Source organism: Corynebacterium argentoratense DSM 44202 (assembly GCF_000590555.1).
Classification (GTDB): domain Bacteria; phylum Actinomycetota; class Actinomycetes; order Mycobacteriales; family Mycobacteriaceae; genus Corynebacterium; species Corynebacterium argentoratense.
The window spans coordinates 1,726,151-1,750,354 of sequence record NC_022198.1 but is presented as its reverse complement, the minus strand read 5'-3'; the positions used below and the strand labels follow the sequence as shown (position 1 = coordinate 1,750,354).

General features: G+C 58.0%; 16 protein-coding genes, 5 tRNA genes, 2 rRNA genes and 2 riboswitches. Of the genes, 13 read left to right on the top strand and 10 right to left on the bottom strand.

The features are described from left to right. Nucleotides 1-17: 17 nt before the first annotated feature. Together CARG_RS08210 and CARG_RS08205 are read right to left on the bottom strand one after the other, a co-directional pair. The gene (locus CARG_RS08210) at nucleotides 18-791 is read right to left on the bottom strand and encodes an SDR family oxidoreductase (protein WP_021012174.1); all 774 of its coding nucleotides are present in this window, start codon (nucleotides 789-791) and stop codon (nucleotides 18-20) included. 16 nt (nucleotides 792-807) lie between these two features. Next, entirely contained in the window at nucleotides 808-2,052 is a 1,245-nt protein-coding gene (locus CARG_RS08205; RefSeq protein WP_021012173.1) for an acyl-CoA dehydrogenase family protein, read from the bottom strand. A 234-nt stretch (nucleotides 2,053-2,286) separates the two neighbouring features. Between CARG_RS08205 and CARG_RS08200 the strand changes: the two genes are divergently transcribed. Next, nucleotides 2,287-4,041 (top strand): AMP-binding protein, encoded by a 1,755-nt coding sequence (locus tag CARG_RS08200; protein ID WP_021012172.1) that lies wholly within the window; start codon nucleotides 2,287-2,289, stop codon nucleotides 4,039-4,041. A gap of 132 nt (nucleotides 4,042-4,173) precedes the next feature. Here the strand turns inward: CARG_RS08200 and CARG_RS08195 are convergent, their stop codons facing one another. From CARG_RS08195 to dusB, 3 genes are all read right to left on the bottom strand, one after another. Beyond that, complete coding sequence (locus tag CARG_RS08195) at nucleotides 4,174-4,950, bottom strand: enoyl-CoA hydratase (RefSeq protein ID WP_021012171.1); 777 nt, start codon at nucleotides 4,948-4,950, stop codon at nucleotides 4,174-4,176. Nucleotides 4,951-5,008: 58 nt separating this feature from the next. Beyond that, nucleotides 5,009-6,214, bottom strand: coding sequence for an acetyl-CoA C-acyltransferase (locus CARG_RS08190; protein WP_041747761.1), 1,206 nt, complete (start codon nucleotides 6,212-6,214; stop codon nucleotides 5,009-5,011). Nucleotides 6,215-6,378: 164 nt separating this feature from the next. Next, entirely contained in the window at nucleotides 6,379-7,542 is a 1,164-nt protein-coding gene (gene dusB, locus CARG_RS08185) for a tRNA dihydrouridine synthase DusB (protein ID WP_390886792.1), read from the bottom strand. A gap of 259 nt (nucleotides 7,543-7,801) precedes the next feature. Here dusB and CARG_RS08180 point away from each other — a divergent pair, with 259 nt between their 5' ends. The 6 genes from CARG_RS08180 (at nucleotide 7,802) to CARG_RS08155 (ending at nucleotide 10,442) form a co-directional block, all read left to right on the top strand. After that, on the top strand, nucleotides 7,802-9,319 hold the full coding sequence (locus CARG_RS08180; protein WP_021012168.1) for an acetyl-CoA hydrolase/transferase family protein: 1,518 nt from the start codon (nucleotides 7,802-7,804) through the stop codon (nucleotides 9,317-9,319). A 136-nt stretch (nucleotides 9,320-9,455) separates the two neighbouring features. Next, a tRNA-Lys gene (locus CARG_RS08175) sits at nucleotides 9,456-9,528 on the top strand. Nucleotides 9,529-9,857: 329 nt separating this feature from the next. After that, nucleotides 9,858-9,930, top strand: a tRNA-Glu gene (locus CARG_RS08170). 58 nt (nucleotides 9,931-9,988) lie between these two features. Continuing rightward, a tRNA-Asp gene (locus CARG_RS08165) sits at nucleotides 9,989-10,062 on the top strand. A 215-nt stretch (nucleotides 10,063-10,277) separates the two neighbouring features. After that, nucleotides 10,278-10,351 (top strand) — tRNA-Asp (locus CARG_RS08160). A gap of 18 nt (nucleotides 10,352-10,369) precedes the next feature. Then, a tRNA-Phe gene (locus CARG_RS08155) sits at nucleotides 10,370-10,442 on the top strand. Nucleotides 10,443-10,493: 51 nt separating this feature from the next. On the opposite strand, the gene CARG_RS08150 is transcribed toward CARG_RS08155, so the two are convergent. From CARG_RS08150 to CARG_RS08135, 4 genes are read right to left on the bottom strand one after another with little or no spacing between them, the layout of a single operon-like run. Next, on the bottom strand, nucleotides 10,494-11,300 hold the full coding sequence (locus CARG_RS08150) for an energy-coupling factor ABC transporter ATP-binding protein (RefSeq protein WP_021012166.1): 807 nt from the start codon (nucleotides 11,298-11,300) through the stop codon (nucleotides 10,494-10,496). Further along, the gene (gene cbiQ, locus CARG_RS08145; RefSeq protein WP_021012165.1) at nucleotides 11,291-12,031 is read right to left on the bottom strand and encodes a cobalt ECF transporter T component CbiQ; all 741 of its coding nucleotides are present in this window, start codon (nucleotides 12,029-12,031) and stop codon (nucleotides 11,291-11,293) included. The genes CARG_RS08150 and cbiQ overlap by 10 nt, the downstream gene beginning before the upstream one ends. 32 nt (nucleotides 12,032-12,063) lie before the next feature. After that, on the bottom strand, nucleotides 12,064-12,405 hold the full coding sequence (locus CARG_RS08140; RefSeq protein ID WP_021012164.1) for an energy-coupling factor ABC transporter substrate-binding protein: 342 nt from the start codon (nucleotides 12,403-12,405) through the stop codon (nucleotides 12,064-12,066). A gap of 27 nt (nucleotides 12,406-12,432) precedes the next feature. Continuing rightward, nucleotides 12,433-13,131 carry an energy-coupling factor ABC transporter permease gene (locus CARG_RS08135; protein WP_021012163.1) on the bottom strand — a complete coding sequence of 233 codons (699 nt, stop codon included), beginning with the start codon at nucleotides 13,129-13,131 and terminating at the stop codon, nucleotides 12,433-12,435. A gap of 54 nt (nucleotides 13,132-13,185) precedes the next feature. Then, nucleotides 13,186-13,410: riboswitch (cobalamin riboswitch) on the bottom strand. 132 nt (nucleotides 13,411-13,542) lie between these two features. Here CARG_RS08135 and cysK point away from each other — a divergent pair. From cysK to ramA, 3 genes are all read left to right on the top strand, one after another. After that, the gene (gene cysK, locus CARG_RS08130) at nucleotides 13,543-14,487 is read left to right on the top strand and encodes a cysteine synthase A (protein WP_021012162.1); all 945 of its coding nucleotides are present in this window, start codon (nucleotides 13,543-13,545) and stop codon (nucleotides 14,485-14,487) included. Nucleotides 14,488-14,496: 9 nt separating this feature from the next. Further along, nucleotides 14,497-15,123, top strand: a complete 627-nt coding sequence (gene epsC / locus CARG_RS08125; RefSeq protein WP_021012161.1) for a serine O-acetyltransferase EpsC — start codon at nucleotides 14,497-14,499, stop codon at nucleotides 15,121-15,123. Between the two features lie 298 nt (nucleotides 15,124-15,421). Beyond that, nucleotides 15,422-15,572: riboswitch (cobalamin riboswitch) on the bottom strand. Between the two features lie 328 nt (nucleotides 15,573-15,900). Further along, the gene (gene ramA / locus CARG_RS08120) at nucleotides 15,901-16,743 is read left to right on the top strand and encodes an acetate metabolism transcriptional regulator RamA (RefSeq protein ID WP_041747757.1); all 843 of its coding nucleotides are present in this window, start codon (nucleotides 15,901-15,903) and stop codon (nucleotides 16,741-16,743) included. A 46-nt stretch (nucleotides 16,744-16,789) separates the two neighbouring features. Here ramA and CARG_RS08115 read toward each other — a convergent pair whose 3' ends face one another. Further along, nucleotides 16,790-17,398: a cob(I)yrinic acid a,c-diamide adenosyltransferase gene (locus CARG_RS08115; RefSeq protein WP_021012159.1), complete on the bottom strand. Its 609-nt coding sequence runs from the start codon at nucleotides 17,396-17,398 to the stop codon at nucleotides 16,790-16,792. A gap of 95 nt (nucleotides 17,399-17,493) precedes the next feature. On the opposite strand from CARG_RS08115, the gene murA reads away from it, so the two are divergent. The 3 genes from murA to CARG_RS08090 all read left to right on the top strand — a co-directional run bounded on the left by murA (nucleotide 17,494) and on the right by CARG_RS08090 (nucleotide 24,155). Beyond that, nucleotides 17,494-18,753, top strand: a complete 1,260-nt coding sequence (gene murA, locus CARG_RS08110) for a UDP-N-acetylglucosamine 1-carboxyvinyltransferase (RefSeq protein ID WP_021012158.1) — start codon at nucleotides 17,494-17,496, stop codon at nucleotides 18,751-18,753. 460 nt (nucleotides 18,754-19,213) lie between these two features. Further along, a 16S ribosomal RNA gene (locus CARG_RS08100) occupies nucleotides 19,214-20,735 on the top strand. Between the two features lie 329 nt (nucleotides 20,736-21,064). Beyond that, nucleotides 21,065-24,155 (top strand): 23S ribosomal RNA (locus tag CARG_RS08090). Together the 16S and 23S rRNA genes form the textbook arrangement of a ribosomal RNA operon. Nucleotides 24,156-24,204: the final 49 nt, after the last annotated feature.

The window sequence follows — 24,204 nt, the reverse complement described above, 5'->3', positions numbered from 1 at the left end:
CCGAGGCCGCTAGGAACTTAACGAGGAGGCATGCGCAGCGCACCATCCATGCGGATAGTTTCGCCATTGAGGTAGGGGTTATCCGCCAAAGACTTCACCAACTGGGCATATTCTTCCGGCTGCGCCATCCGTTTCGGGAAAGGCACCAGGGCTTCCAACGCCTCACGGAACTCCTCGGTGATGCCAGCCATCATCGGAGTCGTCACAATGCCCGGGGCGATGCTGTTGACACGAATACCCTTCGACGCCAGGTCGCGGGCGGCAGAAATGGTCAACGCATGCACCCCGCCCTTGGACGCCGCGTAGGCAGCCTGCCCCATCTGCCCTTCGAAGGCAGCCACGGATGCCGTCGTTACGATCAAGCCGCGCTGCCCATCCGCATCCACAGGCTCCTGCTCCGCCATCACCGCCGCAGCGGCCTGCATCACGTTGAATGTACCCGTGAGGTTCACCGCCAACGTGGTGGAAAAGAGCTCACTCGAATGCCCCAGAATTCTCTTACTCGGGCAAATACCTGCACAGGTCACCGCGAGACGTAGAGGCGCAGCCGCAGCAGCAGTAGCCACAGCCTCCTGCACCGCCGCATGATCGGTCACATCCGTGGCGATAAACCGAATACCCTCCGGCGCAGTATCGCAGACCTTATCAATACCTGCCTCAAGATCCAGACCAAACACCTGCACACCCGCATCAGCCAACATCGCAGACGTCGCGGCACCCAACCCGGATGCCGCACCCGTCACGACAGCAGAAACCCCCGCGGCGTCATCAAGCAAAGAACGAACACTCACAACAAAACCCCTTTCCCTAAACAAACGCCGATACGCCGGTCACAGCGCGGCCAACAATCAGGGAGTTGATCTCATACGTGCCCTCGTAGGTGTAGAGGATCTCCACGTCGTTAAAAAGCTTGGACAATTCGAAATCCGTGAGGATTCCATTGCCGCCACCCATCGCGCGAGCAAGGGAAGCAGACTCGCGGGCAAAACGGGTAGCCGTAGCCTTCGCCAACGCAGCATGCGGCATATCAAAACCACTGTTTTCCTGCAGCCACGCCACCTGCGCGAGCATCGAGATCGACGCCGCAGCATTGCCCACCATGCGGGCCAACTGCTCCTGGACCAGCTGGAACTTCGCCAACTTCTTGCCAAACTGATCGCGGGTGAGCACGTAATCGCGTGCGCGTTCGAAGATCGCCAACTGCACGCCAGCAGCCTGCCAGCCCACCCAAGCACGAGAGTTCCGCAGCATCACATTGGTGCCGGCGAAAGTCGTTGCGCCGGGCAAAAGCGCGGCATGGGGGACGAGGACATTGTCGAATCCGAGGTCTGCGTTTTGCATGATGCGAAGACCCATCTTGCGGGAAATCTTCGTCTTCGACACACCGTCGCGGTCGAGTTCAACGATGAATCCCTTGACGTGGTTATCGTCGACGTCGCGGGCGAACACCACAGCGAAATCGGCGAAGGTGCCGCCGCCGATCCAGCGTTTGGAACCAGTGATCACCCAGCCGTCCTCGGTGCGCTTAGCGGTGGTTGCCAGGCCGCCGGCGATATCGGAACCGTGGTCAGGCTCGGTCAACGCGAAGCAGCCGACCTTGGTGAAGTTGCGCAGACCGTCGAGCCAGGTGTTTTTGTGCTCCTCTGAGCCGAGTTGATCGATTGCACCAACCACGAGTTCGTTGTGGATACCGACGAGCGCAGACAGAGAGACGTCTGCGCGGGTGACTTCAGCGTAGAGCAGGCCTTTGAGCAGTCGGGAAAAGCCGGACAATTCGATTTCGCCCAGGCCGTATTCGGCTAGTTTGGGCAATAGCTCGAAGGGGAATTCTTCGCGGTCCCAGTAGGGGCCGACGACTGGGCGGATCTCGGTTTGGAGGAAGTTACGGACTTTGTGCAGGTGTGCGCGCTCTTCCTCGGAGAGCAGGCGCTCGACTTCTAGGATGTCCGCGTTGGGGAAAGGCACGTTTGCAAGGAGCTCGGTGTTGATGGGGGAGTCCGCGAGCGGTGCTGCGGCGTGGGGGCCTGGGAATGGGGCGTGATCGTCGTTCATCGCGTGTGACCGTCCTTTTCGTTTGGGTAACTGCGCGCGGTGTTCATCCGTTCGGCAGTCTGTGTGGGCTGTCGTGGTTGCAGTGTACAAGCGAATCAGCATTCATGTGTCTGAAAGCACAGTGGGTACCCCCAGTGGGGGCACTCACTTTAAATTTTTTCAGTGATCGCAAGCGCAATGTGTTGACGGCCACTACACTGTGAGCCACGCGTCACACTTTGGAAGGGAGTCTTAATGACCGCGCATACGATGAACCCCACGAACCCCACGACACAGAAATTCAAGGAGGTCCGCGACAAGCTCATTGAGCTGCGCGAAGATTACGACGCCGCCCGCGACTACTTCGAGTGGCCCCGTTTTGAAGAATTCAACTTTGCCCTCGACTGGTTTGATCACCTCGGCACAGACCCCGAGACCAAGGACAACGAAGCGCTCGTTATCTCCGAGATGGACGGCAGCGAAACACGACGCACGTTTGCGGAGTTGTCCGCACGTTCCGGGCAGCTAGCCAACTGGTTGGCCAGCGTTGGCGTCAAGCGAGGCGACCGCGTGATGCTCATGCTCAACAACCAGGTCGAGCTGTGGGAAACCATGCTCGCTTGCATTAAGGGAGGCTTTGTCCTCAACCCGGCGACCGCCATGCTGGGCCCTGCGGACTTGGCTGACCGCACCGAACGCGCAAATATCTCCTGGGTTGTTGCCAACCCCGAGGACGCGGAAAAGTTCGGGGCGGTGCCGGGTGACTTCACCGTGATTCAGGTGGGTCAAGAGCCGCCGGCGCAGGATGGGCACCCCACACTCGCCTACGACGATTCCTTCAACGCGCCCGTGGAGTTCACTCCTTCCCAGCCGACCAAGGCGGATGAGATGCTGCTGCTGTACTTCACCTCGGGTACCACCTCGAAAGCGAAGCTGGTGGAGCACACCCACACCTCCTACCCTGTGGGACACCTGTCCACCATGTACTGGATCGGCCTAGAACCCGGTGATGTGCACCTTAACGTGGCGGCACCCGGCTGGGCTAAGCACGCATGGTCGAATTTTTTCGCTCCGTGGATTGCTGGAGCCACTATCTTCCTGTACAACTACGCCCGTTTCGACGCCGCGGCTCTGATGGCGAAGATGGATGAAGAAGGCGTGAGCTCTTTCTGTGCGCCCCCAACGGTGTGGCGCATGCTGGTGCAGGCCGATCTGAGCCGATTGAAAACCCCTCCAAAGAAGGTGGTTGCTGCTGGTGAACCACTGAATCCCGAGCTAATTTCGGTGGTCGAAAAGTCGTGGAAGACAACCATTCGAGATGGCTTTGGACAGACAGAGTCGAGCGTCCAGATCGCTAACTCCCCGAGCCAGCCTTTGAAGCCTGGATCTATGGGTCGGCCGTTGCCGGGAATGGACGTGGTGTTGATTGATCCCGCGACCGATGAGATCGGCGACCATGGCGAGATCTGCCTTCGCCTGGATCCTCGTCCCGTCGGCCTGACCCCGGGCTACTACGGCGACGAGGCCAAGAATGCGGAAACCTTCCGCGACGGCTTCTATCACACAGGTGACATTGCAGAGCGGGACGAAGACGGCTACCTCACCTACATTGGTCGCTCCGACGACGTCTTCAAGGCATCTGACTACCGATTGTCTCCGTTTGAATTGGAGTCCGTGGTGATTGAGCATCCTGCGGTTGCTGAGGTTGCGGTTGTGCCGTCTCCCGACCCCTTGCGTCTTGCTGTGCCCAAGGCCTATGTCGCTTTGGCGCCGGGGCACGAGCCGACTGCGGAGGTTGCCGAATCTATTCTGAAGCACTGCCGCGAGGGGCTGGCTCCCTACAAGCGCATCCGTCGTCTTGAGTTCTTTGATCTTCCGAAGACGGTGTCTGGCAAGATTCGTCGCGTTGAGCTACGCAAGCGCGAAGACGTTATCCATGCGGAGGACCAAGGTGCTAACAAGGCTGGCACGGAGTTTGCAGACAGCGACTTCCCGAGCCTGCGTGGCTAGGGCCGAAGGGCGCACGTTGGTGTTGTAGCTACGGCAAGTCACAGAGGCTACAACTGGCAGCGCCCCGCCTTCGCGAGTACAGCATGTACTGCGACGGCGGGGCGCTTGTGTGTGCACTAAGCAGCGTGTGTTTTAGCGGTGCTTGAACTCGGCTTCGCGCTTGTCGACGAAGGCAGACATGCCTTCCTTCTGGTCCTCGGAGGCGAACACAGAGTGGAAGACACGACGCTCGAAGTTGATGCCCTGGGCCAGGGGCATCTCGTAGGCTGCGTTGACGACTTCCTTGACCATTACGCCCGCCACCTTCGACTTGGACGCAATGGTTTCAGCCGTCTTCAGCGCTTCATCCAACAGCTCGTCGTTGGCCACGACACGGGAGACCAGGCCGGAGCGCTCAGCTTCCTCGGCTCCCATCATGCGGCCGGTTAGGCACATCTCCATGGCCTTGGATTTGCCAATAGCGCGGGTCAGTCGCTGGGAGCCGCCCATGCCGGGGATGACACCTAGGTTGATTTCTGGCTGGCCAAACTTGGCTGACTCGGAGGCGATGATGATGTCGCACATCATGGCGAGCTCGCAGCCACCGCCCAGCGCGTAGCCGGACACTGCCGCGATTATGGGGGTCTTGACCCTGGTGAAGTTTTCCCAGTGGGCGAAGAAGTTCGACATGTACATCTCGGTCGCGGATTGGCTAGACATTTCCTTAATGTCTGCGCCTGCGGCGAAAGCTTTTTCACTGCCGGTCAGAACAATGCAGCCCACACCGGTGTCACCGTCTAGTTCGCCGGTTGCCTGGACCAGCTCCTCCATGGTCTGGCTGTTCAAGGCGTTCAGTGCCTTCGGACGGTTCAGGGTGATTAGTGCGACGCGTCCGCGGCGTTCGATGAGGATGTTCTCAAAAGTGCTCATGTATTAGTCCTTATTTATCGGGATTTATCGAGTGTTGGGTTGTGGCGATTTGATGGTTTTAGGGTGCTTCCAGTAGCAATGCTTCGCCTTGCCCACCGCCGCCACACAGGCCGATGCCTGCGCGTGTAGCGCGTCCCGAGTTCAGCGCATGTGCTGCGTGGACGGCCAGGCGCGCGCCACTGGCTCCGATGGGATGCCCCATGGCGATGGCTCCGCCATCGGGATTGATGACGCCGCCCCTGCCGAGCGCCCCAAGCATGCGGCCGGAGTGCACGACGACGTCAGCGAACGCTTCGTTGATTTCGATCATGTCGAGGTCTTCGGCCAGCCAGCCTTGCCGGGATAGTGCCTGGTTGATGGCGTTGCCGGGTTGCGCTTGGAGGCTTGCGTCCGGTCCGGCGACCTGTCCGTGGGCGCGTAGTACTGCCAGCGGTTGGAGTCCGTGCTCGTCAGCGTAAGCCCGGGTGCACATCACTACTGCCGCTGCGCCATCGGAAATCTGGGAGGCGTGTGCTGCGGTGAGTACGCCGTCCGGGTTGAATGCGGGGCGCAGCTTCTGCAAGGCTTCCACGGTCATGCCTTCGCGGATGCCTTCGTCGCGCTCGACAATGGTGTCACCCTTTCGTCCGCGGACGGTCACGGGCGCGATTTCTTGATCGAAGACGCCGCGTTCCCAGCCGGATGCCGCGTTGTTGTGGGAATCCACAACGCAGGAGTCACGCTCTGACGCGTCGACTGGGTAGGTGTCCAGGTATTCTTCGGTGAGCACTCCCATGGAGATCCCGGTGCCTGCGTCACTGAGGCCGTCGACTTCCATGTGGTCGGCTAGTTGGGTGGCGCCGTATTTTGTGCCGCTGCGTGAGCCTTTGAGCAGGTGTGGTGCTTGGGACATTGATTCCATGCCTCCGGCGACGACAACCTCGGCGTCTCCTAGTCGCAGCATTCTCGCGGCGTCAATAATTGCGGTGAGTCCGGAGAGGCAGACTTTGTTGACCGTGACGGTGTGGGCCTTACGGGGGATGCCGGCGCCCAGGGCTGCTTGTTTGGTGGGGTTTTGTCCGGCACCTGCCTGGAGCACCTGGCCCATGATGACGGCGTTGACCTCGGTGGGGTCTACATGCGCTTGTTCGAGTGCGCGGGCGATGGCGGTGCTGCCCAGCTCTGTGGCGGGAACTGATGATAGTGCCCCCAGAAGTCGGCCGATGGGGGTGCGTGCTGCCCCAACAATGATGACGTCGCGGGGGGTGCGTGCTGCCCCAACAATGATGACGTCGCGGGGGGTGCTGTTGTGCTCTTGGGGTGGGGTCACGAGGGTCTCCTGGTGTGAAACGGGGTGTGCCAGTACCGCACATACTACAGAGGCTCTGTGACCGCCGCCACGGATGGGAGAAAGTGTACCCCCGCTAACGGTGCGAGATTGGTCGGGCGCTATCCGCCGGAGTGCATGATGTCGGCGCCTTCGGGAACGGACTCATCCTCCGGATCATCCAACCAACCTTCCGGCAAAACAACCTTGCCCGGGGAACCCTGGCGGCCGCGGGGACCTTCCGCATCGTCAGCTACCGCTGTCGAATCGGACAATGGGGCGAGGATGTCTGCGAGCTCGTCCAACGTCTTCACCCCAGACAGGGCGCGCCGAACATCTCCACCGACCGGGAATCCACGCAGGTACCAGCCAGAATGCTTGCGCAAATCCCGGCAACCTTTTTTCTCCCCATCGTGGGCCACTAGAAGCTCCGCATGGCGCTGAATAATCCTGGTGACCTCACCCAATGTGGGCTCTGGCGGAATGGGTAGCCCCTGAAGCTGAGCTGACAAAGCGGCAAAAAGCCACGGCCGTCCCAAGCAGCCGCGCCCAATGACCACACCGTCGCAGCCGGTCTGGGACATCATTTTCGCGGCGTCATCAGCGGCAAAAATATCCCCATTGCCCAGTACGGGAAAGTCCTCGCCGGCGTGCTGCACCATATGCTCCTTCAGGCGCGCGATCTCGTCCCAGTGCGCCGTGCCCGAATAGCGTTCGGCAGCCGTGCGTGCATGCAATGCAACGGCTGCCGCACCCTGCTCTGCCGCGATGCGCCCTGCATCGAGGTGGGTATGGTGCTCGGCGTCAATCCCAACCCGAAACTTCACGGTCACGGGAATATCGGTTCCCTCGGTTGCCTTGACTGCGGCCGCAACAATGTTGGCGAACAAGCGACGTTTATAAGGCAGAGCGCTGCCGCCTCCGCGACGGGTGACCTTCGGAACCGGACAACCAAAGTTCATGTCGATGTGATCAGCGAGGTTTTCTTCCACGATCATCTTCGCGGCCTCGTAGGTCCAGTGAGGATCCGTGGTGTAGAGCTGAAGAGAGCGCGGATCTTCGTCCGGGGCGAAGGTCGTCATGTGCATTGTTTTTTCATTGCGCTCGCACAAGGCGCGTGCCGTGATCATTTCGCACACGTACAGACCGGCGACACTGCCCATTTTCTCCCGTTCGAGTTCGCGGCACAGCGTGCGGAAAGCAACATTGGTCACGCCGGCCATGGGGGCGAGGACGACTGGGGAGTTCAGGCTCAAAGATCCGATCTTTAACACCTGGTCATTCAATCCCACCTGCAGGGTCAACGGCAACTTAATCGACAGGATGTAAGGTGGCGTCGAAACTACCCTAATGGGGGTGGTTTGGGAGTAATTAGTGGATGTGTGCAGCGGGTTTTGAGGGGTTATTGCCCTTATATGGCAGATCGGGGGGGATTGCTCTATTGTGGTGGTCGTAACGCAGGTGTTGATGGGTAGGTAACATCACACCGACGCGGGTGTTAGGTCACGCCTGGCACCTTTTTTAAAAACTCTGAAGGAGAATTAGATGTCTGATCGCATCGCTAATGCCACCCTGCGCGGCAAAGTCATGTCTGCCCAGGAAGCCGCACAGTTTGTCAACAACAACGACAACGTCGGCATCTCTGGCTTTACCGGTTCCGGCTACCCCAAGGTACTGCCGACCGCCATCGCAGAGCGCGCTAAGGAAGCACACGCTCGCGGTGACGAATACATGATCAGCCTCTTCACCGGCGCATCCACCGCTCCCGACTGCGACGGTGTCCTCGCCGAGGCTGACGCCATCAAGTTCCGCACCCCCTACCAGTCGGATCCGATCCTTCGGAACAAGATCAACGACGGCACCACCTTGTACATGGACTACCACCTCTCCGAGTCCGGCATGTACGTCCAGCAGGGCTTCTTCGGCAAGATGGACGTCGCCATCGTCGAGGCCGTCCGCATCACTGAAGAAGGCCACATCGTTCCTTCCTCCTCCATCGGTAACAACGTTGAGTACCTTGACGCCGCGGACAAGATCATCATCGAGGTTAACACCTGGCAGTCTGAAGAACTCGAAGGTATGGCCGACATCTACCGCATCGCCGCGCTGCCGAACCGCCAGCCGATTCCGATCACCGAAGCTGGCCAGCGCATCGGTACCACCTACATCGACATTGACATCAACAAGGTTGTTGCCGTTGTCGAGACCGATGCCGCCGACCGCAACGCACCCTTCAAGCCGATCGATGACCAGTCCAAGCAGATCGCTGGACACTTCCTTGACTTCCTCGAGGGTGAGGTTCGCGCTGGCCGACTGACCTACGACGGCTACGTCATGCAGTCCGGTGTCGGTAACGTCCCGAACGCTGTGATGAGCGGCCTGCTCGATTCCAAGTTCGAGAACATCAGGGCCTACACCGAGGTCATCCAGGACGGCATGGTCGACCTGATCGACGCAGGCAAGATGACTGTCGCCTCCGCCACCGCATTCTCCTTGTCTCCGGAGTACGCAGGGAGGATGAACCGCGAGGCCGCTAAGTATGCCAAGTCGATCATCCTGCGCCCGCAGCAGATCTCCAACCACCCCGAGGTTGTGCGTCGCCTAGGCTTGATCGCTACCAACGGCCTCATCGAGGCTGACATCTACGGCAACGTCAACTCCACCAATGTCGTTGGCTCCCGCATAATGAACGGTGTCGGAGGTTCCGCAGACTTCACCCGCAGCGCCTACATCTCCTCCTTCATCACCCCCTCGGATGCCAAGGGCGGTGCGATCTCCGCGATCGTTCCTATGGTCTCTCACGTCGACCACACCGAGCAGGACGTCAAGGTTGTTATCACCGAGTACGGCTACGCCGACCTCCGTGGCCTAGCACCTCGCCAGAAGGCCGAGAAGATGATTGCCCTGGCGCACCCGGACTACCGCCCGATGCTGCAGGACTACTACGATCGCGCCTTGGCTGCCGCCAAGGAAGGCAAGATCATGCAGACCCCGCATCTGTTGGACGAGGCTCTTTCCTTCCATCAGCGCTTCAAGGAGACCGGCAGCATGAAGCTGTCCTAGGGCCTCCTAGAACCCGCACGCAGCGTGTAGTTGCGTGGTAATAGCCCGGGTGCTGGCGTGTTATTCGCCGGGCCCGGGCTTGAGTTTTATCCGATTGTGATCTACGTCGGCATCCGTGCTAAGATATTCAGCCGTTGGGCCTTTAGCTCAGTTGGTAGAGCTACGGACTTTTAATCCGCAGGTCGTGGGTTCGAGCCCCACAGGGCCCACAAATGTGATGTCTCGGAACATGCTTGACAGCATGTTCCGAGACATCTTTTTTGGTTTTCACTGGGGCGATGGGCTGCCGGTGGGGTGGCCCAGTGGGGTGGGTGTGTGCAAATATCGGGTGGAGCGGCCGCCTTTTCTTGGCGACCTGGGGAAATAGACGGTGTGGTGCCCGCGCACCCGATATTTGTGCACGTTTCCGTGTCCGCGTCGGGGCGGGAATCGGCCGCTGTAAACAGCTTAAGATGCGGGCCAGAAACGTTAACAACCTGCGCGTTTGTTGCTTTATTGATGCTGGGCTATAGTGTTACAAGCTGCTTAACGCAGTAGTGCTCCCATCGTCTAGGGGCCTAGGACACTGCCCTTTCACGGCAGCGACACGGGTTCGAATCCCGTTGGGAGTACTCAGTCTTTGGGCCACGCATGAACAGTGCGTGGCCCAAAGATCGAAATAAAGAATATGGCCCTGTGGCGCAGTTGGTTAGCGCGCCGCCCTGTCACGGCGGAGGTCGCGGGTTCAAGTCCCGTCAGGGTCGCAATTTGCCCGGTGCTTAACAATAGTTAAGCACCGGGTTTTTGTATGTGTGGAAACACTGCAGTTTTCGCATTTCCTCGAGCCTTCCTGCTCGCAATCTGCTGGCGCAAAAATGATGACTGAGCAGTCAATTTGATCGTTTCAGTGTTGCTGTGTAAGCTATCAACTCGTGCGATAGTGCGGTGTCTCACCACACAAGCGCACTGCTTTTAGCAAGGCCCTGTGGCGCAGTTGGTTAGCGCGCCGCCCTGTCACGGCGGAGGTCGCGGGTTCAAGTCCCGTCAGGGTCGCGTAACATTTTTTGTTACGGCCAGATAGCTCAGTCGGTAGAGCGTCCGCCTGAAAAGTGGAAGGTCGCCGGTTCGATCCCGGCTCTGGCCACAATAAATCCCCGGAGTAAACATACTCCGGGGATTTTTTCGTTGATCCCATCTAGCCTTCCCCGATGAGCTCCTCGGGCCTCGAGACCACCCGGCCGAGGGCGGCAGAGACAGCGGGTGCCCACGGCAGCTCCAACCGCGCTGTGCGCATCAACGCGGCGTCACCAAGAATGTCCTCCTTAGGCCCCACAACCACCTGACCGTCATGGATCACCGCAGCGGTCTCGGAGAACGCATACGCCAAGTTGACGTCGTGGGTGGACAACACAACCGCTGTGCCTTGTTCGTGTAGGCGCTCAAGGGTTCGCAGCAGCTGGCGGCCGCCAGCTGGATCCAACCCGGCCGTGGGCTCGTCGAGCAGCAGCACTTCAGGCCGCATCGCCAGCGCACCTGCGAGAGCCACACGCTTGCGCTGACCGTAGGACAGTTGATGCGGCACGCGTTCAGCCAGATCGCTGATTTCTGCGGCGTCCATCGCTGCGTCCACGCGTGTGCGCACCTCGTCCTCATCGAGGCCCTGGTTGACTGGCCCGTAGGACACGTCAGCAGCCACCGTCATGGCAAAGAGTTGGTCGTCTGGTTCCTGCAACACCAGCTGTACCCGCCGGCGGACAGTGTCGCGCCCCTTACGGGAATAGCTAAAAGCAGTGTCGTCGAGGAGCACACGGCCTTCGGTGGGTTTCCACGCGCCAGCCAGTAGTCGGAACAATGTGGACTTCCCAGCACCGTTGGCCCCGAGCAGAGCGATCCGATCGCCACGGTTGATAGCGAGGTTGACGTCGCGGAGTACAGGTGGACCGTCGAAGTGTGCGAAAGACACACCCTCGACGCGGAGGATTTCTGTGGCGTCTAGCCCCATAGTTGCGCTCCTTTCAGCCCTATGACCATAACGAGGGCGAGAATGATGATGCTGCCGACAATGTTGCGGGTGCGCACGGGGCGCGCGACTGTCAACGTGCGGTAGCACGCGGCGTCAGCACGCAATTCGAGACCTTCCTGCATCGCTCGGGCTCGGGCGAACGCGATCACGAACAGAGCGGCGATTTGATGTGCAGAACTGCGCAGCCACCGGCGCTTGTTGGTGTGGCCGAGGCGTTGGGCTTGGGCCTGCCACATAGTGCGGGAGGTTTCTACCAACTGACTCGACATCCGGTAGGTGAGCATGGTGACGTGCACGATGGATTCAGGCACGTGGATGCGTCGGAACCACAGTAGTTGTTCACTCATCGGCGTGGTGAGGGCGAATAACATGGTGGCGCTCATGCCGACGATGGAGCGTCCGAGGACGGTTGCTGCGTCAGTAAGGCCACCGTCGATGCGTTCGATCCCATGCGTGGTGATCGTGGCTACCAGTGGGAAGATTCCCAGGATGATGAAGGTTGCAGGTGCTGCAACGAGCGCACCATAGAGTTTCCAGGGGACCTGCGCGCGTGCTGCCGCCACGAGGATGATCACCCCGATGATCGGTAGGGCGGGTAACGGCGGGAGTGCTATGGCGAGAACAAGCAGACCCAGGATCAACAAGGCTTTTTCACCTACGTTGACTTGGGCCCATGGGCTTGTTGACGCCGCGATTTCCAAAGGGTTCATGGTTGTTGCGGCCTTAGCGGACTACTGCGTTTTTAGGCGCTGGTGGTGTCCGTGGGTGCGGCAAGTTCGCGTTCTGCGCGGCTGCGGCCCTTGTAGTTACCGAGGGCGTAGCCGACGAGGCCCGCACCGAGTGCTGCCTGGAGTGCGAAGAGGCCGGATTCGACCTCGCCCGGAAGTTCGCCGACGATGGAATCGAACCAGGGTTCGTAGTCGGGGTCTTGTTCTTCGACGACGGCTTCTGCACCGTCATCGGTTCCGCCGAAGGCTTCTTCCTTTCCGTCGGTCTTGACAAAGAACATGGGGAAGGCGGCGATGAGTGCGGTGAGGGCGATCAAGCCCCACACCAGCAGGGGATTGGTTTTGTTGTTGTTCATTGGGTGCTCGCTTTGCTGTATCTGTTTTTAGGCTGCGGGTGCTGCTGCGGGGGTAGCTGCTGTGAGTTCGGATTTTTTGAGGACTCCGAGGGTGAGCAGATCGCGGGCAGCGGTGGTGCGCATTGCGAAGAAAACGAGCACGGTGACGATGCCTTCGGCAAGGGCGAGGGGCACCTGGGTGGGGGCGTAGAGCAGGAGGAAGTTCGACCATGCGCTCCAGAAGCCGTTTGCGTGGTGGGCGAGTGCCAGCTGGGTTGCGGTGACACAGTAGGTGGAGAAATCACCGAGAACTGCGGCGAAGAAGATTGCCCACGATGCCGGCAGGTGTGCGCCGCGCATTCCGCGCCACACTCCGTAGGCTACCCATGGGCCGACGATCGCCATGGAGAAGATGTTGGCACCCAGGGTGGTCAGGCCGCCGTGTGCCAGTAGGAGTGCTTGGAACAGCAGCACGATGCCGCCGAGCAGTGCCATCACTGGGGGCTTGAACAGGACGGCGCCGAGGCCGGTACCGGTTGGGTGAGAAGAAGAGCCTGTAACGGAGGGCATCTTAATGGCGGAGAGCACGAAGCTGAATGCTCCGGCTGCGCCGAGGAGGAGGCCGGTTTCGGGCTTTTCTTTGAGTTGCTTGTTGACTGCGTAGGCGCCGTGGATGACGAAGGGGGCGGACGCTGCGGCCCATCCGACGCAGTGCATGGCAGGTAGGAAGCCTTCTGCAATATGCATGAGAGGTTGCCTCTTTTCTGGAACTTATGTGGCTCGTCACCTCGCGAGCCGTGGTTATAAGGCGTGTTGGTTGCAGGTGTCCTGGCTTGCCCGGCTGTGGTGTGACCTCGGACCCTTCCCGCCTCCAGGTGGTGGGGCAGTGGGTGTGTCGACGCGGCGTCGTTGAAACGTGCGGGGCTTACAGTGGCGAGGGCCGCTGCCGACTGGCGCCCGGTTGTAGGGCCGGAGCGTTCGGCATTCCCTGTTGTGCCAACGGCTAAAATCTACCAGATGAGGGCGGGTGGTGGAGAATTCATTGGCCTGCATGCTGGGACAATATGCCTGTGCTACCCCCGTGAGGGCCTAAAAGTAGACTGACTAGTACGGCCGATTAGTGACCGATCTGTCTATATATGGTGTAGGCTGTCCACTATGGCTGAAAAGATCCTCAACAACATCACCGAGACCATCGGGTCCACCCCCCTGGTCCGACTCAACACCATCACCGAAGGCATCGACGCCGAAATTCTCGTCAAATTGGAGTTCTTCAACCCTGCGAACAGCGTCAAAGATCGCATTGGCAATGCGATTATTGACGCCGCGGAGGCCGATGGATCCCTGAAACCTGGCGGCACCATCGTTGAAGCGACGTCAGGAAATACAGGTATCGCGCTAGCAATGGTGGGCGCAGCGAAGGGCTACAACGTGGTGCTCACTATGCCCGAGACCATGTCGATGGAACGTCGCATCATGCTGCGGGCATACGGTGCGGAGATCATCCTCACCCCGGGGCCCGCTGGTATGCAGGGCGCAGTGGATAAGGCTGATGAAATCGTGGCGGAACGTGACGGTGCTATCTTGGCCCGCCAGTTTGCTAATCCCGCCAACCCCGCGATCCACCGTGCGACCACCGCGGAGGAAATCTGGGAAGACACCGATGGAAACGTCGACATTTTTGTCGCCGGCTTCGGTACCGGCGGAACAGTCACTGGCGTCGGCAGCGTGCTGAAGGAGCGTCGTGAAGGGGTGCAGGTCTACGGTGTGGAGCCCGAAGCATCAGCGCTGCTGACCACGGGGAAAGCTGGTCCCCACAAGATTCAGGGCATTGGTGCGAACTTCATTCCCGAGGTGCTCGACCGGGGGATTCTGGACGAGGTCCTGACTATCAGCAACGAAGATGCCATTGCTGCATCACGCAAACTTGCCGCAGACGAAGGCATCCTTGGTGGCATCTCCACCGGTGCTAACATTGCCGCCGCACTGGAGTTGGCGAAGCGCCCGGAGAACAAGGGCAAGCGTATTGTTACCATCGCGTGCGACTACGGCGAGCGCTACGTGTCTACCCCTCTGTTTGAGGATATCCGCGCAGAATTCTAAAGTTTCTGTATGTTTCGATCCGTCAGGCTTCCCCGTCCGCTGCACCTACTCGCCTCGATTGTGGGTGCGGTGCGCGAAGACCTAGACAATGCACGTGATAATGACCCGGCTGCACGTGGCGCTGTAGAAAACGCCATCGTGTATTCGGGTCTGCATGCTATTTGGATGTATCGGATCGCGCACGCGCTGTGGGTGCGGGGTATCAAGGGGCCGGCCCGTGTTATTTCCCAGCTTGCGAGGTTTCTGACCGGGGTAGAGATCCATCCCGGGGCGACGATCGGCAGGCGCTTTTTTATTGACCACGGCATGGGTGTTGTGGTGGGGGAGACCGCCGAGATCGGCGATGGCGTGATGCTGTACCACGGGGTGACGCTCGGTGGGCAGGTGTTGACGCAGACGAAGCGGCACCCAACGCTGTGTGACAATGTCACTATTGGCGCCGGGGCAAAGGTGTTGGGGCCGATCACTATTGGCGCTGGTAGTGCGGTGGGGGCGAATGCTGTGGTGACTAAGGACGTGCCCCCGGGACATATCGCTGTTGGTATTCCTGCTTCTTCTCGTCCCCGTAAGGGCGAGGAAGTGCTGAAGTTGGTGGATCCGGACCGCTATGTTCCCTGCTCCACTTTGGAGGATTAGCTTTAGCGCGCGTCTGGTGGGTGGTTGAGTGCCCGCGGGGCAGGGGGAATCAATTCCAAAAAATTTTTGCGATCTAATGACGCCGCGTTGATGTGTTGCGGTGGGTGCGTTGTTGCCGGGTATCAGTATGAGCCGCAGACACCGGTAAGGAGGCGGACCCGCCGTCACAGTGCCATCGTGAGGGGGCAATGTGTGGCATGCACGGGGCGTCACTATTAAATTTTTTGGCTCGCACATTTCTTCCCGTGTGTGCCTGTCCGCGGGCATCAGCCGGGCCGCCTGTGGCCGTGTTTGTGGTTAAAGGGCGGCACAACATGGAGGTATCGGACTTTCGTGTTGTTTAGACACGATTACCGTTGCGGGACAGTCCCGGATTTGCACCGGGTTCCCTCGACTATCGGGCGCTGTTTGGCGCTCAATTATGTTGCTCATGTTGCTACAGCAGATTGTAGTCATTCCAGGCGCCCAAATAAAGGTGACTTTTTTCACATGAAGGGGCCTTGTTGTGAGGTTGGGATGGCGTAGTGATCCGAGACTTGCCTGAAATTTACCTGAGAACAGGGGGTGTGGTGCTAGGGGGTGAACATGCCGATTACATGGGCATATATGTCCGTTCGGTCATTCTAGGGGTAGTAGGACTGCTGTAGGGGTGGGGTGTGGAGGGGTAAAACGGGCATTGCTGGCGAACAATCGGGCATCTGGAAACGGCTCCTTTACCCCCGGAGTTGGTTTATACTCAACGTGCTGATCACGATCAATTGCACCCAGGAGGCCCGTGTGGAGGCGCTACGCGTCAAAAGCGACGAAGAAGCAATTCGAAACGCGCTTACTTCGTTGAAGACAGCTACAGGAATTCCAGTAACTATGTACGCGGAATGCCTTGGCGAGGATCGTCTACAAATTGGTGCATGGGTGGGTTTGCGGACACCTGCGCTACAGAATCTCACCATCGCGTCGGGATGCGGTGTGGGTGGACGCGTGATGGCCACCCGCCGTCCGGTGGGCGTTAGTGATTACACGCGTGCCAACGTCATTAGCCACGAATACGACAAGGCTATTCAGGACGAGGGGCTGTATTCCATCGTCGCTGTGCCAGTCATTGTCAACCGTCGTGTCCGCGGCGTTCTGTACGTAGGCGTGCATTCACCCGTGCGTCTCGGCGACAAGGTGATTGAAGAAGTCACCATGACCGCACGCAAGCTCGAGCAAGATTTTGCTGTGGCCGATGCCCTGGAGCAGCAGGACCCCGAGCACCCCGTCGCACAGCGCAGTGGTCGCGTAATGAACAGTGCCGAGTGGGAGCAGATCCGTGCCGCCCACTCGCGTCTGCGGATGATTTGCAACAGGATTGATGACATCAACATTCGCGGTGAGCTTGAAGAGATCTGCGACCAGATGGTTGCGCCGGTGCGTATTCAGGCCACGACCAAGCTCTCTGCCCGCGAGCTGGATGTGCTGGCCTGCGTCGCTTTGGGTCACACCAATGTTGAGGCAGCGGAAGAAATGGGCATTGGGGCGGAAACGGTGAAGAGCTACTTGCGTTCGGTGATGCGTAAGCTCGGCGCACACACCCGGTACGAAGCTGTCAATGCGGCACGCCGCATGGGTGCGATTCCCTGATCCCGCACTCAATCTGTTCGTGACCCAACCGACCCAGCAGTGCTGCTTAGCTCTGTTGGGTTTTGTTTTGCCGGTGTGAGCCGGGCACCCAGCGGACGTCCATTGATTCACCGTTGGCATCGAGGTTTTCCACCCGGCCCACGATAAACAGCAGGTCGCTCAGCCTGTTGAGATATTGAGCAGGCAGGGCGGATGTGGTGTCGGGAAATTCCCTTACTGCAGCCCAGGCGGCCCGTTCTGCTCTGCGGCACACCACCCGCGCGGTGTGAATCAGTGCTGCGGTGGGTGCTCCTCCAGGCAGGATGAACGAATCCAGTTTCCCGAGTTTTTCGTTAAAGCGATCGCAGTCGTGCTCTAGCTGGTCGATGTAGCTTTGCAGGATTCGCAGCGGGGGGTATTGGGGGTTGTCTTCGATGGGGGTTGCCAGGTCTGCGCCAGCATCGAACAGTTCGTTTTGTACGCGGCGCAGGACCTCCGCGACGTCATTATTGGGGGAACTGAGCGCCAGAACCTGCCCGATCATGCAGTTGGTTTCTTCGCAATCGGCGTAGGCAACGAGGCGTGGGTCGTCTTTGGGTACGCGGTCGAAGTTGGATAATCCGGTGGTTCCGTTGTCTCCGGTGCGAGTGTAGATTTTCGTGAGATGCACAGCCATAAAACCATTCTAATGACATTGTTGACGCCGCGTCGCGGGGCGTGGGCTGGAGCGTGGGCGTTCACGAAACGCGGGGCTCGGCTAGGCTGGGATGCGTGAAAGATCGCTTTTTGGTCGCTGGTGGAGCTCGGCTGAGCGGAGCAGTGAAGGTGAGTGGCGCTAAAAACAGCGTCCTTAAGCTCATGGCGGCTGCTCTTCTTGCGGAGGGCACTACGACGCTGCACAACTGCCCGGAGATTTTGGATGTTCCGCTGATGGCGGAGGTTCTGCGTGGTTTGGGGTGCGAGGTTGTCGTCGATGGTTCGGATGTGCACATTACGACCCCTGCCAACCTTGAGGCGGATGCAGACTTCGATGCTGTGCGACAGTTCCGTGCTAGCGTTTGCGTGCTGGGTCCGCTGACTGCTCGATGCGGTCGCGCGAAGGTTGCGCTGCCGGGTGGTGACGCCATCGGTTCTCGACCCTTAGACATGCACCAAACGGGCTTGGAAAAACTTGGGGCGACTACCCACATCCAGCATGGTTGTGTTGTTGCCGAAGCTGGGGAGCTGCACGGTGCACACATTAAGTTGGATTTCCCGTCGGTTGGTGCGACGGAAAATATTCTGACTGCAGCGGTGCTGAGCAAGGGCACCACCACCTTGGATAACGCAGCGCGTGAACCAGAGATTGTCGATCTGTGCCAATTGCTCAATGAGATGGGTGCTCGGATCACCGGCGCTGGGTCGAACACGCTCACTATTGAAGGCGTAGATCGTTTGCATCCCGCTGAGCATGACGTCGTGGGGGATCGCATTGTTGCAGGTACTTGGGCCTATGCGGTGGCGATGACTCAGGGAGATGTGACCGTCGGCGGTATTTCGCCCAAGCATCTCCATTTGCCTCTGCAAAAGCTCAGGCTTGCCGGAGCAGAGGTCGAGACGTACGAGAATGGTTTTAGGGTGGTAATGGATCGTCGGGCTAGCGCGGTGGACTATCAGACCTTGCCTTTTCCGGGGTTCCCCACGGATTTGCAGCCGATGGCGATTGGTTTAGCTGCGGTCGCTGACGGAATGAGCGTTATTACAGAGAACGTTTTCGAATCGCGTTTCCGCTTTGTGGATGAGATGCTGCGTCTTGGTGCGGACGCGTCAGTGGATGGGCACCATGTGGTGTTGCGTGGGCAGAAACAGTTGAGCTCTACGCCTGTGTGGAGCTCCGATATTAGGGCTGGGGCGGGTTTGGTTCTGGCGGCTTTGTGCGCCGATGGTGTTACCGAAGTGCACGACGTCTATCACATCGATCGTGGGTACCCGCACTTCGTTGAGAACCTCACTGCTTTGGGGGCGCAGGTAGAGCGTGTACCTGGTGAGTAGCCGTTAAATAGGCGGTGAGTCCCTTCTGAGGGTGTTGCGGTGTCTTCGCAACACCCTCTTTTAATGCTCTGGCCTGGGGGTTTGTGTGTTTGGTGTGGGGTGTGTAAATTTATCGGGGTCGCTACGGCAGCTGGTTGCACGGTTTTGTGCGGTTTGGTGGTTGTGGTGGTGTTGTTTGAGAACTCAATAGTGTGCCAATGTACTTTTTTTAAGTGTTTTTTTCATGCGCCATGGCATTTTTCTGTCACTGTGTGGTGGTTGTGTTGTGGTGTTTGTTGTTTGTGTGTACCAGCAGCTTGCGCTTGCACGTGTGTGTTTGTGTGGTTGGCTGTGTAAATATGAACTGTTTTGGTTGTGGTGGTTTTTCCTCGTCGGATGCGCCATGATCGTGTTTTTTGCCAGTTTTTACTGGTTGCTAGGTTTTGGCTCTGTCATTTTTTTGATGCTTTTGGGCTGATTTTTTATGGAGAGTTTGATCCTGGCTCAGGACGAACGCTGGCGGCGTGCTTAACACATGCAAGTCGAACGGAAAGGCCTAAGCTTGCTTGGGTACTCGAGTGGCGAACGGGTGAGTAACACGTGAGTGATCTGCCCTCAACTTCGGGATAAGCCTGGGAAACTGGGTCTAATACTGGATAGGACCATCCTTTAGTGTGTGATGGTGGAAAGTTTTTTCGGTTGGGGATGAGCTCGCGGCCTATCAGCTTGTTGGTGGGGTAATGGCCTACCAAGGCGTCGACGGGTAGCCGGCCTGAGAGGGTGTACGGCCACATTGGGACTGAGACACGGCCCAGACTCCTACGGGAGGCAGCAGTGGGGAATATTGCACAATGGGCGGAAGCCTGATGCAGCGACGCCGCGTGAGGGATGACGGCCTTCGGGTTGTAAACCTCTTTCGACAGGGACGAAGCTTTTGTGACGGTACCTGTATAAGAAGCACCGGCTAACTACGTGCCAGCAGCCGCGGTAATACGTAGGGTGCGAGCGTTGTCCGGAATTACTGGGCGTAAAGAGCTCGTAGGTGGTTTGTCGCGTCGTCTGTGAAATTCCGGGGCTTAACTCCGGGCGTGCAGGCGATACGGGCATAACTTGAGTGCTGTAGGGGAGACTGGAATTCCTGGTGTAGCGGTGAAATGCGCAGATATCAGGAGGAACACCGATGGCGAAGGCAGGTCTCTGGGCAGTAACTGACGCTGAGGAGCGAAAGCATGGGGAGCGAACAGGATTAGATACCCTGGTAGTCCATGCCGTAAACGGTGGGCGCTAGGTGTAGGGGACTTCCACGTCTTCTGTGCCGTAGCTAACGCATTAAGCGCCCCGCCTGGGGAGTACGGCCGCAAGGCTAAAACTCAAAGGAATTGACGGGGGCCCGCACAAGCGGCGGAGCATGTGGATTAATTCGATGCAACGCGAAGAACCTTACCTGGGCTTGACATATACAGGATCGCTGCAGAGATGTAGTTTCCCTTGTGGTCTGTATACAGGTGGTGCATGGTTGTCGTCAGCTCGTGTCGTGAGATGTTGGGTTAAGTCCCGCAACGAGCGCAACCCTTGTCTTATGTTGCCAGCACACTWTGGTGGGGACTCATGAGAGACTGCCGGGGTTAACTCGGAGGAAGGTGGGGATGACGTCAAATCATCATGCCCCTTATGTCCAGGGCTTCACACATGCTACAATGGTCGGTACAACGCGCTGCGAGCCTGTGAGGGTGAGCGAATCGCTGAAAGCCGGCCTCAGTTCGGATTGGGGTCTGCAACTCGACCCCATGAAGTCGGAGTCGCTAGTAATCGCAGATCAGCAACGCTGCGGTGAATACGTTCCCGGGCCTTGTACACACCGCCCGTCAAGTCACGAAAGTTGGTAACACCCGAAGCCAGTGGCCTAACCCTTGTGGAGGGAGCTGTCGAAGGTGGGATCGGCGATTGGGACTAAGTCGTAACAAGGTAGCCGTACCGGAAGGTGCGGCTGGATCACCTCCTTTCTAAGGAGTTTATTRTTTTTTGTGTGGAACACGCATTGTTTTTGGGTGGATGCACACCCTCACCAAGTGGTGGTGGGGTTGCAGCAGACGGTAAGGCATGGAAAGAAATTGTTTGGTGTTTCACACTGCTTWRAGAAAAGGGTGCGTTGGTGCATTGTTGGGTGTCTGGAACAGCACTTGTCGCTTTGTGTGTGGCGTGTTGTTTCTTGCTCCATGTGGGGTTGCTGGCCGTGATGGTGGTTGGTGATTGTGTGTGGGGTGTGTTGTTTGAGAACTGTATAGTGGACGCGAGCATCTTTATTTTTTGATTTTGCCTTGTAAGTGTTTTTTGTGTGTGTTGTAAGGGCACACGGTGGATGCCTTGGCAACTTAAGCCGATGAAGGACGTGGTAGGCCGCGATAGGCCTCGGGGAGCTGTCAAACGAGCGTTGATCCGAGGGTGTCCGAATGGGGAAACCCAGCTGTCGTTATGGGCGGTTACCCATCACTGAACGTGTATAGGTGGTGTGGAGGTTACGCGGGGAAGTGAAACATCTCAGTACCCGTAGGAAGAGAAAACAATTGTGATTCCGCTAGTAGTGGCGAGCGAACGTGGATGATGGCTAAACTGCGTGCGTGTGATACCCGGCAGGGGTTGCGTGCGTGGGGTTGTGGGAGCATAACGTCGAGGATCTGCCGGTTCTTGGTTACGTGATAGTCGCGCATGCTAGGTGAAGTGGATTGGAATGTCCCGCCGTAGACGGTGAGAGCCCGGTAGGTGAAAGTGTGTGTGTGGTAATGGTTGTGTTTCCCGAGTAGCAGCGGGCTCGTGGAATCTGCTGTGAATCTGCCGGGACCACCCGGTAAGCCTGAATACTTAAGTTGACCGATAGCGGATGAGTACCGTGAGGGAATGGTGAAAAGTACCCCGGGAGGGGAGTGAAATAGTACCTGAAACCGTGTGCTTACAATCCGTCAGAGCGCCCTTGTGTGGTGTGATGGCGTGCCTTTTGAAGAATGAGCCTGCGAGTCAGCGGCATGTCGCGAGGTTAACACGTGTGTGGTAGCCGTAGGGAAACCGAATCCTAATGAGGGTGAATGAGTGGCATGTCCTGGACCCGAAGCGAAGTGATCTACCCATGGCCAGTGTGAAGCAGCTGTAAGAGGTTGTGGAGGCGCGAACCCACTTAGGTTGAAAACTGAGGGGATGAGTTGTGGGTAGGGGTGAAAGGCCAATCAAACTTCGTGATAGCTGGTTCTCCCCGAAATGCATTTAGGTGCAGCGTCGTGTGTTTCTTGCCGGAGGTAGAGCTACTGGATGGTTTAGCGGGACCAACATCTTAGCGACATCAGCCAAACTCCGAATGCCGGTAAGTGAGAGCACGGCAGTGAGACTGCGGGGGATAAGCTTCGTAGTCGAGAGGGAAACAGCCCAGATCGCCGGCTAAGGCCCCTAAGCGTGTACTAAGTGGAAAAGGATGTGGGATCGCGAAGACAACCAGGAGGTTGGCTTAGAAGCAGCCATCCTTGAAAGAGTGCGTAATAGCTCACTGGTCGAGTGGTTCTGCGCCGACAATGTAGTGGGGCTCAAGTACACCGCCGAAGCCGCGGCRCTCAYAYKTTTGTGTGTGGGTGGGTAGGGGAGCGTCGTGCATAATGTGAAGCCGCCGAGTGATCGTTGTGGTGGAGTGTGTGCGAGTGAGAATGCAGGCATGAGTAGCGAATGATGAGTGAAAAACTCATCCGCCGGATGACCAAGGGTTCCTGGGTTAAGCTAATCTTCCCAGGGTGAGTCGGGACCTAAGGCGAGGCCGACAGGCGTAGTCGATGGACAACCAGTTGATATTCTGGTACCCGGATGGAAGCGCCCGTGGTGAATCAGTGATACTAACCGCCCTGAAGCCTGATGGCAGTCTTTTGGATTGTTGTTGGTGTGGATGCGTGGGATCTGATCTGGTAGTAGCCAAGCGATGGTGTGACACAGGAAGGTAGCCGAGCCACTGAGTGGATTGTGGTGTAAGCGTGTAGCCCGCATGGTAGGTAAATCCGCTGTGCATGGTGGGTGAGGCGTGATGCGTACCCCTTGTTGGGGGATGTTGGTGATCCTATGCTGTCGAGAAAAGCATCTAGCGATGTTTCCATCTGGCCCGTACCCCAAACCGACACAGGTGGTCAGGTAGAGAATACTAAGGCGATCGGGTGAACTGTGGTTAAGGAACTCGGCAAAATGCCCCCGTAACTTCGGGAGAAGGGGGACCACTGCTGGTGACAGACTGGTTTTGAGCTGGTGGTGGTCGCAGAGAATAGAGGGAAGCGACTGTTTACTAAAAACACAGGTCCATGCGAAGACGATAAGTCGATGTATATGGACTGACGCCTGCCCGGTGCTGGAAGGTTAAGAGGACCTGTTAGTCACTTTGGTGGCGAAGCGGAGAATTTAAGCCCCAGTAAACGGCGGTGGTAACTATAACCATCCTAAGGTAGCGAAATTCCTTGTCGGGTAAGTTCCGACCTGCACGAATGGCGTAACGACTTCCCTGCTGTCTCAACCACAGGCCCGGCGAAATTGCAGTACGAGTAAAGATGCTCGTTACGCGCGGCAGGACGAAAAGACCCCGGGACCTTCACTATAGCTTGGTATTGATATTCGGTTCGGTTTGTGTAGGATAGGTGGGAGACTGTGATCACATGACGCCAGTTSTGTGGGAGTCGTTGTTGAAATACCACTCTGGTCGTATTGGATATCTKAACCTCGGCCCATGATCTGGGTTAGGGACAGTGCCTGGTGGGTAGTTTAACTGGGGCGGTTGCCTCCTAAAGAGTAACGGAGGCGCCCAAAGGTTTCCTCAGCCTGGTTGGCAATCAGGTGGTGAGTGTAAGTGCACAAGGGAGCTTGACTGTGAGACTGACAGGTCGAGCAGGTACGAAAGTAGGGACTAGTGATCCGGCACTGGCTTGTGGAAGCGGTGTCGCTCAACGGATAAAAGGTACCCCGGGGATAACAGGCTGATCTTCCCCAAGAGTCCATATCGACGGGATGGTTTGGCACCTCGATGTCGGCTCGTCGCATCCTGGGGCTGGAGTAGGTCCCAAGGGTTGGGCTGTTCGCCCATTAAAGCGGCACGCGAGCTGGGTTTAGAACGTCGTGAGACAGTTCGGTCTCTATCCGCCGCGCGCGTAGAAACTTGAGAAAGGCTGTCCCTAGTACGAGAGGACCGGGACGGACGTACCTCTAGTGTGCCAGTTGTCACGCCCGTGGCATGGCTGGTTGGCTACGTACGGAAGGGATAACCGCTGAAAGCATCTAAGCGGGAAGCCTGTTTCGAGATAAGGTTTCATGAATCAGGTGCCCTCTAGACTAGGGGGTTGATAGGCCAGAGCTGGAAGCGTAGTAATGCGTGTTGAGGTGACTGGTACTAATGCGCCGAACACACCCAAAACACCCATCCGTTGATGATGGGGGGTTGCTTACAACGGTGTTTAGCTCGAA